Source organism: Pseudomonas siliginis (assembly GCF_019145195.1).
GTDB classification, from domain to species: Bacteria; Pseudomonadota; Gammaproteobacteria; order Pseudomonadales; family Pseudomonadaceae; genus Aquipseudomonas; species Aquipseudomonas siliginis.
Genome location: NZ_JAHSTW010000004.1, coordinates 33,934 through 47,458 on the forward strand (window position 1 = coordinate 33,934; position 13,525 = coordinate 47,458).

Genomic DNA, 13,525 nt, shown 5'->3' on the forward strand with positions numbered 1-13,525 from the left:
TGCGGGCCGTTCTATACCAATTCAAATGATTCGAGGTCCGCGCTTTGAAGGTCTATAGCGGTATGGCAGGGGTGTGCCGCGGGTTCGAATCCCTATCTCTCCGCCATTATTGAACAAGACGAAGCCCCCGTAATCATTGCTGATTACGGGGGCTTTTTCGTTTCTGGCGTTTTGTTCGCAATGCTTTTCGGGTACAACCTGCCGACTGCATAAAAGGAACAGCTCGATGAGTGAAGTTCAGCCATTGGCGGGTGATGACGAGGTGAAGCCGCAGAGCGTGAGTTTGCGCGAGGCGTTCTGGTTCTGGTTGAAGCTGGGCTTTATCAGTTTCGGCGGGCCGGCCGGGCAGATTTCGATCATGCACCAGGAACTGGTCGAGCGCCGGCGCTGGATTTCCGAGCGGCGTTTTCTGCATGCCTTGAACTATTGCATGTTGCTGCCCGGGCCGGAGGCGCAGCAGCTGGCGACCTACATTGGCTGGCTGATGCATCGAAGCTGGGGCGGGATTGTGGCCGGGGCGTTGTTTGTGCTGCCTTCGCTGTTCATCCTGATTTTCCTGTCGTGGCTTTATATCGCCTTCGGTGAGGTGCCGGTAGTGGCCGGGCTGTTTTACGGGATCAAGCCTGCGGTGACGGCCATCGTCGTGCAGGCGGCCCATCGGATCGGTTCGCGGGCGCTGAAGAACAATTGGCTGTGGGCAATTGCGGCGGGATCGTTTACGGCGATTTTTGCGTTCAATGTGCCGTTTCCGCTGATCGTGCTGGGCGCGGCGGTGATTGGCTATTTCGGCGGTCGAATGGCGCCGGAGAAATTCAGGGCCGGTGGGCATAGCGCGGCGAAGAAGTCTTTCGGCGCGGCGTTGATCGATGACGACACGCCAACCCCGGCCCATGCCCGTTTCAGCTGGAAGAAACTGACCTTGATCGCCGTGATCGGTGCCGCGCTGTGGGCATTGCCGATGGGTGTATTGACCGCGCTATTCGGCTGGCAGGGCACGTTGACGCAAATGAGCTGGTTCTTCACCAAGGCAGCGCTGCTCACCTTCGGTGGAGCTTATGCGGTGCTGCCCTATGTCTATCAAGGTGCGGTCGGTCACTACGGCTGGCTGACCCCGACCCAGATGATCGACGGCCTGGCGCTGGGCGAAACCACACCGGGGCCGCTGATCATGGTCGTGGCGTTTGTCGGTTTTGTCGGGGCTTATGTGTCGCAGGTGTTCGGCGCCGATCAGGTATTCCTCGCCGGAGCGGTCGCCGCCGCGCTGGTGACGTGGTTTACCTTTCTGCCCTCATTCCTGTTCATCCTCGCCGGCGGCCCGCTGGTGGAGTCGACGCATGACGAACTCAAATTCACCGCGCCGCTGACCGCCATCACCGCCGCGGTGGTAGGGGTGATTCTCAACCTGGCGTGTTTCTTCGGCTACCACGTGCTCTGGCCGCAGGGTTTCAGCGGCAGCCTGGACTGGCCGTCGGCGTTCATTGCGCTTGCGGCGGCCATTGCGCTGTTTCGTTTCAAGCGCGGAGTGATTCAGGTGTTGCTGGGCTGTGCGTTGGTTGGGTTGGTGGTGCATTTGCTGCGTTAGTCTCGGCCGGCGTGCCATGAACGGCGGCGTATATCGACACCGTCGGTGAGCCTACCGCCGACATGCGCTCCAACATCGCAGCTGAAGCACGGGCGAAGATCGTCTATGAGCGCTTGATGGGGGGTGCGCCTGACATCAGGCGCGCCCCGGTTGATCACTGTGAGATCTTGGTGACTTCCAAAGATTTGCGCTCGATCGCTACGGGCTGCAAATGCCCCAAACGGTCGAGGTGATAGCGCTGCAGATCCCGCGCCAGAATCAGTTGGCCGTGATACAGCGCTGCCGCTTCGTTGCGCACATCCTCGATCGACGGGCTCACCGCCGGATTGGCCTGATAGCGCGCGCTGAAATGCGTCAACACCAGATTGCGCACCCCGGCTGATTCGGCAAATCCAGCGACAGCGGCGGCGCTGCTGTGGCCGTAACTGGCACGAGCGCGGTCGATTGCTGCCTGCACGAATGTCGCTTCGTGCACCAGCACATCCGCCGATTGCGCCACTTCGGCCAGCAGTGCCGGCCGATCGTTATCGCCGCAGACAATGATGCGTCGATCAGGTCGTGAACTCAGCAGATAGTCGCGAGCGTGCAGCATCCGCGCGTCAACCTCCACGTCCTGACCATGGGCCAACTGACCCCAGAGCGGGCCGCGTTCGATACCCTCGGCATCCAGGCGCTGCACGTCCAGACGCGGTTCCGGGTCGGACTCGGTGAACACATAACCATGACACGGCACACGGTGTGACAGCTCGACGGTCTGCACCTGAACGTTGAGGTTGCGCCACTCTGTAAGCGTTTCCACAGCATGCAGGTTGATCTCGAACGGCAGATACGATTGCGTCACCTCCAGACTCATTTTCAGCCAGGGATGCAGCGCTGTCGGCAGGATAATGTCCAGTGGCCGCGTGCGTCCGGACATGCCGGTGCTCGCCAGCAGACCCGGCAAGCCCAGGCAGTGATCGGCGTGTACATGAGTGATGAAAATCGCCCGCAACTCGCTCAGCGACAGCGGCGTGCGCAGCACCTGATGCTGAGTGCCTTCACCGCAATCGATCAGGTACCAGCCCTTGCCGGCAGAGGCGATCAGTGCAGTCGCGCTGACGTTGCGCTGGCGGGTCGGCACGCCGGCAGACGTGCCCAGAAACAACAAATCCACGGTGGTTCTCCCTGGCGGATCGGATTTCAGATATTGCGTGCAGTTCTCGGTGAGCTTTCGACAATCAGCGAGGCGATTCGGATCCATCGATGGACTGCGACAATTCATCGGACACCCGCGCTGTCGGCGGCTGGCCTCGGCACTTCGCTCGCTGATGATGGTCACAGCGAAACGGAGTCACTTAGCGGAGGTCAACTTGCCAAGAAAATCCAGGCCGATCGTCGACCGCGCCGATGCGGCGACCCTTTCGCAAGAACGCAAAGATGTGTTTTTCGCGGCGGTGCAGGTCAGCCGCATGGCCATGATTGTCACCGATCCAGCGCAGCCCGACGATCCCATCATTTTTGCCAACAATGCGTTTCTTGAACTCAGCGGCTACGAGCTGGAAGAAGTGCTCGGGCGTAACTGCAGGTTTCTGCAAGGCGAGCAGACTGATCGTGCGGTGTTGCAACGGGTCAAGCAAGCGCTGAAACATCAACACGAAACCTGCGTGGAGGTGCTCAACTATCGCAAGGACGGCTCGTCGTTCTGGAACGAGCTGTTTATCGCGCCACTATTCAACGAGCGCGGGCAACTGGTGTATTTCTTCGCTTCGCAAATGGACGTCAGCCGCCGACGCGACGCCGAGGACGGCCTGCGCTACAGCGAGAACATGGAAGCGCTGGGCCAGTTGACCGGTGGCATCGCCCACGATTTCAACAATTTGTTGCAAGTGATGATCGGCTACATCGAGCTGATCCAGCACACCGCCAAGCGGCCGAGCATTGATCCGCAACGCATCGTGGTAGGCGCCGGCCACGCTCGCGCGGCGGCGGAAAAAGCACGTTTGCTGACCCAGCATCTGCTGGCATTCTCCCGCCGACAACGGCTCGAAGGCCGGGTGATCAATCTCAATGCCTTGCTTGAGCGCTCTGCGCTGCCGACGCATGAATCCGCCGATCTGGAACCGCGATTCGAACTGGCCGAGGACTTGTGGAACTGCCGGCTCGACCCGGCGCAGGCCGAGATGGCGCTGAATCATCTGCTGTCCAATGCCCGCGATGCGTTGGGGCAGCAGCAACAGCCAGTGATCACCGTGCAGACGCGCAACGTCGTTGTCCCGGATGCGACGGATCCGCATCAGGGCGGACTGGCGGCGGGGCGTTACGTCTGCATTGCGATCGCCGATAACGGCGTGGGCATTGCCGCCGACGATCTCGACAAGGTCATGGAGCCGTTCTACACCACGAAAGAGGAAGGTAGCGGCGCTGGCCTCGGGCTATCGATGGTCTACGGCTTCGTCAAGCAATCCGGCGGTGTGGTCAAAATCGAATCGACGCCGGGACTCGGCACCACGGTGCGCCTGTTCTTCCCGGCCGATGACAGTCAGCTATCGGCACCTGGCTCCGCTGAAGCCGCAGAAAATCTCAAGGGCACGGAGCGCATCCTGATCGTCGAGGATCGCGCCGAAGTCGCTGAACTGGCGCGCTTTGTATTGTCCGAACAGGGTTACCACACCGACCTCGCTGCAGATGCGAGCGAGGCACTGGCCGTCCTGCAGAGTAGCGACTATGAGCTGGTCTTCACCGATCTGGTCATGCCGGGTGAGATGAACGGGCTGGCACTGGCGCGGGAAATCAGCCAGCGCTATCCGGCCATTAAAATCCTGCTCACTACCGGGTACTGCGCGGACGAGTCGACGCCGGATGAGCTGGCTGACAATGAGTTCGAATTGATCGCCAAGCCCTACGCGCCGGTGGATCTGTTGCGCAAGCTGCGCTCGATGCTCGGCTGAAAAAACGAACTGACGGCGCACGTTCGGCGTCCATCCTAAAGAGCGCATTGAGCAACCAGTGAGGGACCCGATCCCCGAGGAGATGTTGGCAATGAGCGACAACTTGATGATCAATATCGGGCCGATTGACTGACCGCCGGGAGGGCGATCCATGCAGGAGCAACCGTTGGTAGTGATAACCGGTGCCAGTGCTGGCGTCGGGCGCGCGGTGGCTCATCGGTTTGCCGCTGGCGGCTATAGCATCGGACTGTTGGCGCGTGATCCGGCGGGCCTGGCCGCCACGCAGGAGGAGCTGCAAGCGTATGGCGTTCAGGTTGAAACCGTCAGCGTCGACGTCGCCGATGCGCTCGCCGTGCAGCAGGCCGCCCAGCAACTGGAAACCGCGCTAGGGCCGCTGGCGGTCTGGGTCAACGCGGCGATGGTCACGGTGCTTTCGCCGATAGAACAATTGTCTGCCGCCGAGATCGAACGGGTTACTCAGGTGACGTATCTCGGCACGGTTCATGGCACTTTGGCGGCGCTGTCGTTGATGCGTCCGCGCAACCAAGGGGTGATCATCCAGGTCGGCTCGGCGTTGGCCTATCGCGCCATTCCGTTGCAGGCCGCCTATTGCGGGGCGAAGTTCGCTGTACGCGGTTTTACTGATTCATTGCGCTGTGAGTTGCTGCATGAGCGCAGCCATATTCGCGTGTGCATGGTGCAATTGCCCGCGATCAATACCCCGCAGTTCGATTGGGCACGCAACAAATTGCCCAAGCGGCCCCAACCGGTGCCACCGATTCACGACCCCGACGTAGCGGCACGGGCGATTTTCAGTGTGGTAAAACATCCTCCGCGAGAGTTGTGGCTAGGGTGGTCGACGATCAAAGCGATTATTGGGCAGTCGGTCATGCCCGGTCTGCTCGACCGTTTGATGGCGCGAAGTGCATGGTCCGGTCAGCAGACCAATGAGCCTGAAGACAACGAGCACCCGGACAACCTGTTCGAAGCGCAGCCGGATCGGCATCAGATTCGCGGCCGTTTCGTCGGCCGTTCCAGGGATGCAGCGCTGGCCTTGACCTCGACGCAAGCGCTGGCGATATCGGCAGTGATTGCCATATTGGTCGGCGTGGTTCTATTACAGCTCTGATGCTTTCCCGGTTCGCTCCACTGTCGACGCATCTCTGCGTGCGCTGCTTGAGGCGCTGGGGTGCATGGAAGCAACAAATGCAGCACATGCACCTTTGATGAATGTGGTTTCGCTCAAATCTCCTTGATCGGCGTCTCGCCTTGAACGGCTTTGATCAGATTGATCACGTGCAGGCAATCAGCCTTGTTCACATACGATTCGCCACTGGCCACCGTCTCGTGGTTACGCGCACGCAGGCGCCAGCGCCATTGGCCTTTGCCAGTGCTCGGGGTGCCTCGGGTTTGTCGGTAGATTTCGAAATACATACGGTTCGCTCCCTGCGATCGATAGGCGCGCCCACCTGTGTGGCGCATCGACGCAAGCCTAGCGCAGCGGTTTTTTTTGGCTATCGGGGATTTGTTTCCAATCGTTCGTGGATGTTTCTGCAAAGGCCGCCGCAGAAACGTTTATGGACGGCATCCCCAAGGCCTTTCTACACTGCCGCTATTCCGGGAGCAGGGGCAATGGATGAACCGCAATGAACTACGCAAGGCCGACATCAACCTGATGGTGGTGTTCGAGACCCTGATGCTCGAACGCAACGTGACCCGCGCGGCGGAGAAACTGTTTCTCGGCCAGCCGACCATCAGTTCGGCACTCAACCGTTTGCGCACGATGCTCAACGATCCGCTGTTCATCCGCGTCGGCCATCGCATGGAGCCGACGGCCCGTGCCGAAGATATTTACCGCCATCTCAAACCGGCACTGGATTCACTCTCGGCGGCGCTGAGCCTGACCCGCGATTTCGATCCCGCGACGAGCACCATGACCTTTCGCATCGGCCTGTCCGACGACGTCGAATTCGGCCTGCTGCCGCCGCTGTTGCGCGCGTTGCGCCAAGAGGCGCCGAGCGTGGTGTTCGTGGTGCAACATGTCGATTACTGGCGCATTCCCGACCTGCTTGCTGCCGGCGATATCACCGTCGGCATCAGCCAGACCCGCGGTCTGCCGGCCAACGCCAAACGCAAACTGCTGCGGCACATCCAGCCGAGCATCCTGCGCGCCGATGCCTCTGCTACACCGCTGACTCTCGATGAATATTGCGCTCGTCCGCATGTGCTGGTGTCGCACACGGCCAATGTCAGCGGTTACGCCGATGAGTGGCTGGCGGAACTGGGGCGCACGCGGCAGGTGGTGTTGTCGGTGCCGCAGTACAGCGCACTGCCGGCTTTGCTGGCCGGCACCGACCTGATCGCCAGCCTGCCGGATTACACCGCAGCGGCAATGGCGGCGTCGGGGGCGCTGTTCCAGGAACCGTTTCCGTTCAAGACGCCGACACTGGACCTGTCGATGGTCTGGCTCAGCCACGTCGACAGCGACCCGGCCGAACGCTGGCTGCGCTCGCGGCTGGAAGCGTTCATGAGTGAACGACCGTTGATTCCGTCCTGACAAGCACCACACAACCCTGTGGGAGCGAGCCTGCTCGCGAAGCCGTTCGGCAGGCGCAGATGTGCAACCTGAAAGGACGCTTTCGCGAGCAGGCTCGCTCCCACAAATGACGCTGTGTGATTGTGGTATATGTACGCCCCCGCATCCGCCGACTGGAGATCCGCAATGCCACACCTGCACATGGAATACACCGCCAACCTGACGCAGTTGAACGCTGACATCGCCCTGATCCGGCTCAACAACACGCTGGTCGGTTCCGGTCAGTTCGGCGCGGAGTTCGATATCAAGAGCCGCGCGATCAAGATCGACAACTTCAAGGTCGGCACGGCGCAGGGCGAGCGTGCCTTCGTCCATGTGAAACTGGCCTTGCTCAGCGGGCGCTCGGCGGAGATCAAGAAGCAGCTCTCGCAAAGCCTGTTGGCGGTGTTGCAGGAACTCTGCGAATGGCCGGCCGGGCTCGAAGTCCAGCTGTGCGTCGAACTGCTCGACATCGATCGCGAGTCCTACAGCAAAGCCGCGATCGGCATCTGACGTTCAGGCGTTTTCCAGCTCGCTGCACACCTCAATCACCTGCTCGCGCAGCCAGACGTTGGCGCTGTCCTGATCGGCGTTCTGGCTCCACTGCATGTCGAGGGTGAAGCCCGGCAAGCCATTGGGCGCCTCGCAGTGGTTGAACACCGCGTCGTTGGTCAGCAGGCGTTGGATACGTCGGGGCAGGGTGAGGATGAAGTCGGTGCCGGTGATCATCTTCAATGCGGCGCTGTAGCTGTTCGATCGGGCCACTATCTGGCGCTTTTGCGCTTGCCGCGCCAGCCAGCCGTCGACCATGTTGGTGCTTGATGTCCATGGCGTCGGGAACACATGCCGACGTTCGGTGAATGCTTGCAGGCTCAGGCGCGGCTCCAGTGGGGTGGCGCGTTTGTCGAAGACGCAGACCAGGTCATCTTCAAGCAACATCCGTGATTTCAGATCCGCATGCTGGCGGTGAAAGTGCGGGCCGAAACTGATCACCAGATCGAGGCTGCCGTCACGCAGCTCTTCGGCCGGAACGTCGGTTTCAAACTTGTGCATGTTGACCATCACCGGCAAGTCATCGAAGTCGAAGCGCTTCAACAGTCGCGGCAGAATCAATTGCTCGAAGTATTCCGGGGCGCAGATGTTGAATGTCACCGCCTGCCGGCTCGGGTCGAAGGCCGGGGCACCGGCATGACAGAGGTTGATGCTTTCGAGGATCTTCTGCACGTGGCCGTACATGCTGCAGGCCTTGTAGGTCGGGCGCATGCCGGTGCGGGTGTTGATGAACAGTTCGTCTTCGAAACTGGTGCGCAGTTTCTTCAGGCAATAACTGACGGTGGACTGGCTGACGAACAGGGTTTCCGAGACATCGGTGACACTGCTCTGCTCGTACACGGCGACGAATACCATCAAGTCCTGCATGTCGAGCTTGCGAAGCAAATTACTGTTCAGCATGAGTTCCGTCTCGCTGTGCCCCTTGCGCAGAATTCGCGCAAACGTGTGCGTACGATCCTAACGGAACGATGGTGCCAGGAGAAACCCTTGTAGGACATTTCACGGACACATGTGGGACAGAAACTTTTAGCAACACGACGTTGCCAATCTCGTGCGCAAAAGATGGCCAGAGGCCTCTAGCCCGGGCAGGGCAAGTGACGTGTGTAGTTGCGAGGGTTGAAGCGCACAACCATCAGCAGCATGATCACCATCACCGCAGTCAGCGCCCACCACGCACCTTCGAAACTGCCCAGCCGATCGCGAATCATCCCTGCCAACAGCGGCGACAGGCCTGCGATCAGATAACCGATCCCCTGTACAAACGCGGTCAGGCCACCGGCGCGCTGCGGCTCGTCGCAGTGATCCAGCGCAATGATCAGGCTCATCGGAAACAGACCGCCAATCCCCAGCCCCAACAGACACGGCCATAACAGGGCCAGAGTTAGCGGGGCGAGAATCAGCCCGCAGAAACCGCCGATGATCAGCAACAGCAGAACCACCAATATCCCACGTCGATCACGGCTGCGATTGGCGATCGCCGGCACTGCCAGGCCGGAAATGACCTCCATCGCTGTAAGAAAACCCAACATCAACCCGGCGTTTTGTTCACTCCAGCCCTTTTCCATGTAGTACGGGGCGAGCCAGGCGAGGACGCAGGTGTAGGACGCCGTACCGAGGCCAAAGAAAATCGCCAGCAACCAGGCGCGACGGCGCGTGATGAAAGATTCCCGCTGGGTCACCTTTGATATGGCTTGCGCGGGCTGCAAGCACCAGACCAGCAACGCGACCAGTGCCAACGCCGCCCAGATGGCCAGCCCCACGCGCCAACTGCCGGCCTGTACCATCACCAGCGGCGCGAACGAGGCGGCAATCGCGGCGCCGCCCATGATCGAAGTCACGTAGATGCCCATGCACAACGCCACGTTGTCAGCAAAGCGCGATTTAATCAGCGCCGGAATCAATGCCTGAATCAGGGCTATGCCAATGCCGGCCAGTATCGCGCTGACGATCAGCTCGGTCGCCGAATCGATAAACAGCCGTGACAGGCTCGCCAGCCCGATGATCAACAGCGACAGCAGCACCGTGCGTCGTTCGCCCAGGCGCCGGCTGATGCTCAGGCCGAAAAACATCGCCAGCCCCATGGCCATCACCGGCAGCATCGTCAGCAAAGAGGCAAGCGTGTAGCTCAACGGTATATCGCCACGAATCGCCGACAGCAGCGGCCCGATGGCTGCCATTGAGGGGCGCAGATTAAGTGCGACAAGAATGATCGCGAGTATCAGCCAAGCGGCGGGGCGGGAGTGATTCATCAGCGGGCCTTTGAGTGCAGAGGCTGATGATTAGGCGTGGCGTCGCCGGCGTCGGCAAATCAGAAAACCCCGGGCCAGACCTAAAAACTCGATAACACCCCTGTCCCGATGTGGGAGCGAGCCTGCTCGCGAATGCGTTCCTCCAGACAAACAATTATTTGCTGACATTGCGCTTTCGCGAGCAGGCTCGCTCCCACAGAGGACATTGCGAAGTGCCTGAAACTGAATAAAACCTGAACCATTCTCAAATACTCGCAAACTTTCACGTTCGTACTCCGAGGCAACTAATCATTAGCATCTTTTTCACGAAAAATTGATCCATGGCTGCCTAAAGTTTGGCATGCCTCGGTGAATGAAATTTTCACAATCGACGAGGCTCTTCTTTCAGGAACAGTCACTCATCATGTTGAAGTTAAAAGCCGTGCGCCCGGAATGGGTGACGTTGTTTGCCAGCGCCTTTTTATTGCTCGGTTTCAATCTGGTGCTTTGGCAACATCTGTTCGAGATCACCGCCGCCGATGGCAAGGGCATCGCCATGCGCGTGGCGTTCGGCGTGATGATCTTTGCCGCGTTCAACATAGTCCTGACGTTATTCGCTTTCCGGCCACTGCTTAAACCACTGTTGACCCTGTTGTTTTTAGTCAGCGCCGGCGTGGCTTATTTCATGAGCCAATATGGCGTGATGATCGATGCCGGCATGTTGCGCAACTTTGCCGAGACCAACGTCACGGAAGTGCGCGATCTGCTCTCGTTGAAGTTGTTTGCTTATATTCTCTTGCTGGGTGTCCTGCCGTGTTTGTTGTTGTGGAAAGTTCCGGTCAGTTATCGGCGCTGGCATCGCGAGTTGTTCAGCAAAGTTATTGTCAGTGTTGCCTCGGCGGCGGTGATCGGTGTTGTCGCACTGGCCAACTACCAAGGCTTATCGTCACTGTTTCGCAATCACCACGAAATTCGCCTGATGCTGGTGCCGAGCAATTACATCGGTGCGTCCCTGGGCTACCTGCAAGAGCAAGTGGTCTCGGCGCAGCAGCCGTTCATCAAGATCGGCGAAGATGCCCAGCGCAATCCCGACCTGCAGCTACAACCCCGCAAATCTCTCACGGTGCTGGTGGTGGGGGAGAGTGCGCGGGCGCAGAACTTCGGCATTCTCGGTTATGACCGCGACACCACCCCGCAACTGGACAAGGAAGCGGGGCTGATCGCCTTCACCGATGTGCATTCCTGCGGTACGGAAACGGCGGTCTCGGTGCCATGCATGTTCTCCAACATGGGCCGCAAGGATTACAACGCCAGCAAGGCCAGGAATGAAGAGGGCTTGCTCGACGTACTCAAGCGCGCCGGCATTGATGTGATCTGGCGCGATAACCAGTCCGGCTGCAAAGGCACTTGCGACCGCGTCACGGTGCAGGATGTCAGCAAGTTGCAGGACCCGGCGCTGTGCGCCAACAGCGAATGTCGCGATGAAATCCTCCTGCAAGGTCTGCAAAGTTTCATCGATCATCTGGACAAGGACACCGTGCTGGTCCTGCACCAGATGGGCAGTCATGGCCCGGACTACTTCAAGCGTTATCCCAAGGAGTACGAACACTTCACTCCGGTCTGTGAAAGTAACGCGCTGAACAATTGCAGCCGCGAAAGTATCGTCAACGGTTACGACAACACCTTGGTCTACACCGATCATGTGCTGGCGAGCCTGATCGATGTGCTGCGCAGCAATCAGGACAAAGTCGACACCGCCATGCTCTATTTGTCGGACCACGGCGAATCGCTGGGCGAGTACAACCTGTTTCTGCACGGCACGCCATACATGCTGGCGCCCGAGCAACAAAAGCATGTAGCGATGCTGGCGTGGTTCTCCGACAGCTATCAGAAGGCCTATTCGGTCGACACCCATTGCCTGCAATTGAGCCGGGACAAGCCGCTGAGCCAGGACAATCTGTTCCACTCGATGCTCGGTCTGCTGGAAGTGCGCAGCAGCGTCTATCAGCCGGCGCTGGACATGTTTGCCGGTTGTCGCGGCGCGGTGATCGACGGCGTGTTGGCCAAGCAGTGAAGCGTTTCCTGCCCGTCGCGCCAATGCGACGGGCCTTTCTGTTTCTGCTGTCAGACTATTCTTGCTGACAGGCAAGACATTTCCTTACAGCTCTTGCCCTTCAAAGGCGCGTAAATCGTCGGTGGCGATATATACTGCGCGCCATTCTTCAAGGGAGAGCCGTGTGGCTATCGATATTCACTGGATTCGCGACAACGAAAGCCTCGCGCAGTTTTGCGCCGAGTGGCAGCAGCTGCCGTTCGTTGCCCTCGACACCGAATTCATGCGGGTCGACACCTTCTACCCGATTGCCGGCCTGTTGCAGATCGGCGACGGCAAACGCGCCTACCTGATCGACCCGCTGACCATCAACGCCTGGCAACCGCTGGCCGCGTTGCTGGAGAACCCGGCGGTGCTGAAAGTCCTGCACGCCTGCAGCGAAGACCTCGAAGTGCTGTTGCGCCTGACCGGCAGCCTGCCGGCGCCGTTGTTCGACACGCAACTGGCCGCCGCTTACCTGAACCTCGGCTTCTCGATGGGCTATTCGCGTCTGGTGCAGGAAGTGCTCGGCATCGACCTGCCCAAGGGCGAAACCCGCTCCGACTGGTTGCAGCGCCCGCTGTCCGAAACCCAGATCAGCTACGCCGCCGAAGACGCAGTGCATCTGGCCGAGGTGTTCGTCGAGTTACGCCCCAAGCTGTCCGCCGACAAGTTCGCCTGGGTGCTGGAGGATGGCGCCGAACTGGTCGCCAACCTGCGCCGCGAAACCGATCCGTACGAGGTCTATCGCGAGGCGAAACTGGCGTGGAAGCTGTCCCGTGCGCAACTGGCCGTGCTGCGTGAGCTGTGCGCCTGGCGCGAAAAAGAAGCCCGCGCCCGCGACCTGCCGCGCAACCGCATCGTCCGGGAACACTCGCTGTGGCCCCTGGCCCGCACCCAGCCGGATAACCTCGCGGCGCTGGGCAAGATCGAAGACATGCACCCGCGTACCGTACGTCAGGACGGTCAGTTTCTGCTTGATCTGATCAAACGCTCTGGCAGTGTGGGGCCAGATCAATGGCCGCCGGCAGTGCCGGAGCCGTTGCCGATCGAAGCCGCTGCGCTGATCAAGCAACTGCGCGCGCTGGGTCAGGCCGAGGCCGAACGCCTGGGTATTGCCCCGGAACTGATGCTGCGCAAGAAAACCCTCGAAGCCCTGGTCAAAAGCGGCTTCCCCGAGGGGCCTTACCAATTGCCCGATTCGCTGCGTGGCTGGCGCCGCGAATTGCTCGGCCAGAAGCTGCTCGACAGCCTGGCCACCGCCGGAGAACAGCCTTGAAACGTATTTGCTCCATCTACCAAAGCTCCAAGCGCAGCGGCATGTATCTCTACGTGCTCAAGAGTGATGCGCTCGAGCGCGTGCCGGAAGCGCTGATGACGGCTTTCGGCAAAGCGAAGCATTCCTTCGATCTGGTGCTGTCGCCGGAGCGCAAGCTGGCCAGCGAAGACATCACCGTGGTTCTGGAAAACCTCGACAAGCAGGGCTATCACCTGCAGATGCCACCGGCCGAGGACGAGTACATCGAACACTTGCCCGAAGAGTTGCTGCGACGCAACGACCCGGTCTGA

At 60.0% G+C, this 13,525-nt stretch carries 12 protein-coding genes and 1 pseudogene; 9 read left to right on the forward strand and 4 right to left on the reverse strand.

The window, feature by feature from the left end:
* The first annotated feature begins 226 nt into the window (after positions 1-226).
* Both chrA and KVG87_RS09765 read left to right on the forward strand, forming a co-directional pair.
* Positions 227-1,582: a chromate efflux transporter gene (chrA, locus tag KVG87_RS09760; protein ID WP_217850516.1), complete on the forward strand. Its 1,356-nt coding sequence runs from the start codon at positions 227-229 to the stop codon at positions 1,580-1,582.
* Positions 1,564-1,716, forward strand: a pseudogene (locus tag KVG87_RS09765) (manganese catalase family protein); the annotation flags it as partial. The gene chrA and the pseudogene KVG87_RS09765, both read left to right, overlap by 19 nt.
* A 20-nt stretch (positions 1,717-1,736) precedes the next feature.
* On the opposite strand, the gene KVG87_RS09770 reads toward KVG87_RS09765, so the two are convergent.
* Positions 1,737-2,735, reverse strand: coding sequence for a ribonuclease Z (locus KVG87_RS09770; RefSeq protein ID WP_217850518.1), 999 nt, complete (start codon positions 2,733-2,735; stop codon positions 1,737-1,739).
* Positions 2,736-2,931: 196 nt separating this feature from the next.
* Here KVG87_RS09770 and KVG87_RS09775 point away from each other — a divergent pair, with 196 nt between their 5' ends.
* Positions 2,932-4,509, forward strand: coding sequence for a histidine kinase famiy protein (locus tag KVG87_RS09775; protein ID WP_225930834.1), 1,578 nt, complete (start codon positions 2,932-2,934; stop codon positions 4,507-4,509).
* 151 nt (positions 4,510-4,660) lie between these two features.
* Complete coding sequence (locus tag KVG87_RS09780; RefSeq protein WP_217850520.1) at positions 4,661-5,638, forward strand: SDR family oxidoreductase; 978 nt, start codon at positions 4,661-4,663, stop codon at positions 5,636-5,638.
* Positions 5,639-5,751: 113 nt separating this feature from the next.
* On the opposite strand, the gene KVG87_RS09785 is transcribed toward KVG87_RS09780, so the two are convergent.
* Entirely contained in the window at positions 5,752-5,943 is a 192-nt protein-coding gene (locus tag KVG87_RS09785; RefSeq protein ID WP_016771242.1) for a YegP family protein, read from the reverse strand.
* A gap of 202 nt (positions 5,944-6,145) precedes the next feature.
* Between KVG87_RS09785 and KVG87_RS09790 the strand changes: the two genes are divergently transcribed.
* Together KVG87_RS09790 and KVG87_RS09795 are read left to right on the forward strand one after the other, a co-directional pair.
* The gene (locus KVG87_RS09790) at positions 6,146-7,066 is read left to right on the forward strand and encodes a LysR substrate-binding domain-containing protein (protein WP_123442913.1); all 921 of its coding nucleotides are present in this window, start codon (positions 6,146-6,148) and stop codon (positions 7,064-7,066) included.
* Between the two features lie 165 nt (positions 7,067-7,231).
* Entirely contained in the window at positions 7,232-7,597 is a 366-nt protein-coding gene (locus tag KVG87_RS09795; protein WP_041478855.1) for a 5-carboxymethyl-2-hydroxymuconate Delta-isomerase, read from the forward strand.
* Between the two features lie 3 nt (positions 7,598-7,600).
* Here the strand turns inward: KVG87_RS09795 and KVG87_RS09800 are convergent, their stop codons facing one another.
* Both KVG87_RS09800 and KVG87_RS09805 read right to left on the reverse strand, forming a co-directional pair.
* The gene (locus KVG87_RS09800) at positions 7,601-8,536 is read right to left on the reverse strand and encodes a LysR family transcriptional regulator (protein WP_041478854.1); all 936 of its coding nucleotides are present in this window, start codon (positions 8,534-8,536) and stop codon (positions 7,601-7,603) included.
* A gap of 176 nt (positions 8,537-8,712) precedes the next feature.
* Positions 8,713-9,885: a cyanate transporter gene (locus KVG87_RS09805; RefSeq protein ID WP_217850521.1), complete on the reverse strand. Its 1,173-nt coding sequence runs from the start codon at positions 9,883-9,885 to the stop codon at positions 8,713-8,715.
* Between the two features lie 403 nt (positions 9,886-10,288).
* On the opposite strand from KVG87_RS09805, the gene KVG87_RS09810 reads away from it, so the two are divergent.
* The 3 genes from KVG87_RS09810 (at position 10,289) to KVG87_RS09820 (ending at position 13,525) form a co-directional block, all read left to right on the forward strand.
* The gene (locus KVG87_RS09810) at positions 10,289-11,938 is read left to right on the forward strand and encodes a phosphoethanolamine transferase (protein WP_217850522.1); all 1,650 of its coding nucleotides are present in this window, start codon (positions 10,289-10,291) and stop codon (positions 11,936-11,938) included.
* Between the two features lie 163 nt (positions 11,939-12,101).
* Positions 12,102-13,235, forward strand: a complete 1,134-nt coding sequence (gene rnd, locus KVG87_RS09815; protein ID WP_071174688.1) for a ribonuclease D — start codon at positions 12,102-12,104, stop codon at positions 13,233-13,235.
* Positions 13,232-13,525, forward strand: coding sequence for a YcgL domain-containing protein (locus tag KVG87_RS09820; protein ID WP_041478850.1), 294 nt, complete (start codon positions 13,232-13,234; stop codon positions 13,523-13,525). Before rnd ends, KVG87_RS09820 begins: the two co-directional genes overlap by 4 nt.

Excerpts from the sequence above, each read along its gene's own strand:
- chrA (WP_217850516.1), top strand. The coding sequence starts at position 227 with ATGAGTGAAGTTCAGCCATTGGCGGGTGATGACGAGGTGAAGCCGCAG.
- KVG87_RS09780 (WP_217850520.1), top strand. The coding sequence starts at position 4,661 with ATGCAGGAGCAACCGTTGGTAGTGATAACCGGTGCCAGTGCTGGCGTC.
- KVG87_RS09785 (WP_016771242.1), bottom strand. The coding sequence starts at position 5,943 with ATGTATTTCGAAATCTACCGACAAACCCGAGGCACCCCGAGCACTGGC.
- KVG87_RS09790 (WP_123442913.1), top strand. The coding sequence starts at position 6,146 with ATGAACCGCAATGAACTACGCAAGGCCGACATCAACCTGATGGTGGTG.
- KVG87_RS09795 (WP_041478855.1), top strand. The coding sequence starts at position 7,232 with ATGCCACACCTGCACATGGAATACACCGCCAACCTGACGCAGTTGAAC.
- KVG87_RS09800 (WP_041478854.1), bottom strand. The coding sequence starts at position 8,536 with ATGCTGAACAGTAATTTGCTTCGCAAGCTCGACATGCAGGACTTGATG.
- KVG87_RS09805 (WP_217850521.1), bottom strand. The coding sequence starts at position 9,885 with ATGAATCACTCCCGCCCCGCCGCTTGGCTGATACTCGCGATCATTCTT.
- KVG87_RS09810 (WP_217850522.1), top strand. The coding sequence starts at position 10,289 with ATGTTGAAGTTAAAAGCCGTGCGCCCGGAATGGGTGACGTTGTTTGCC.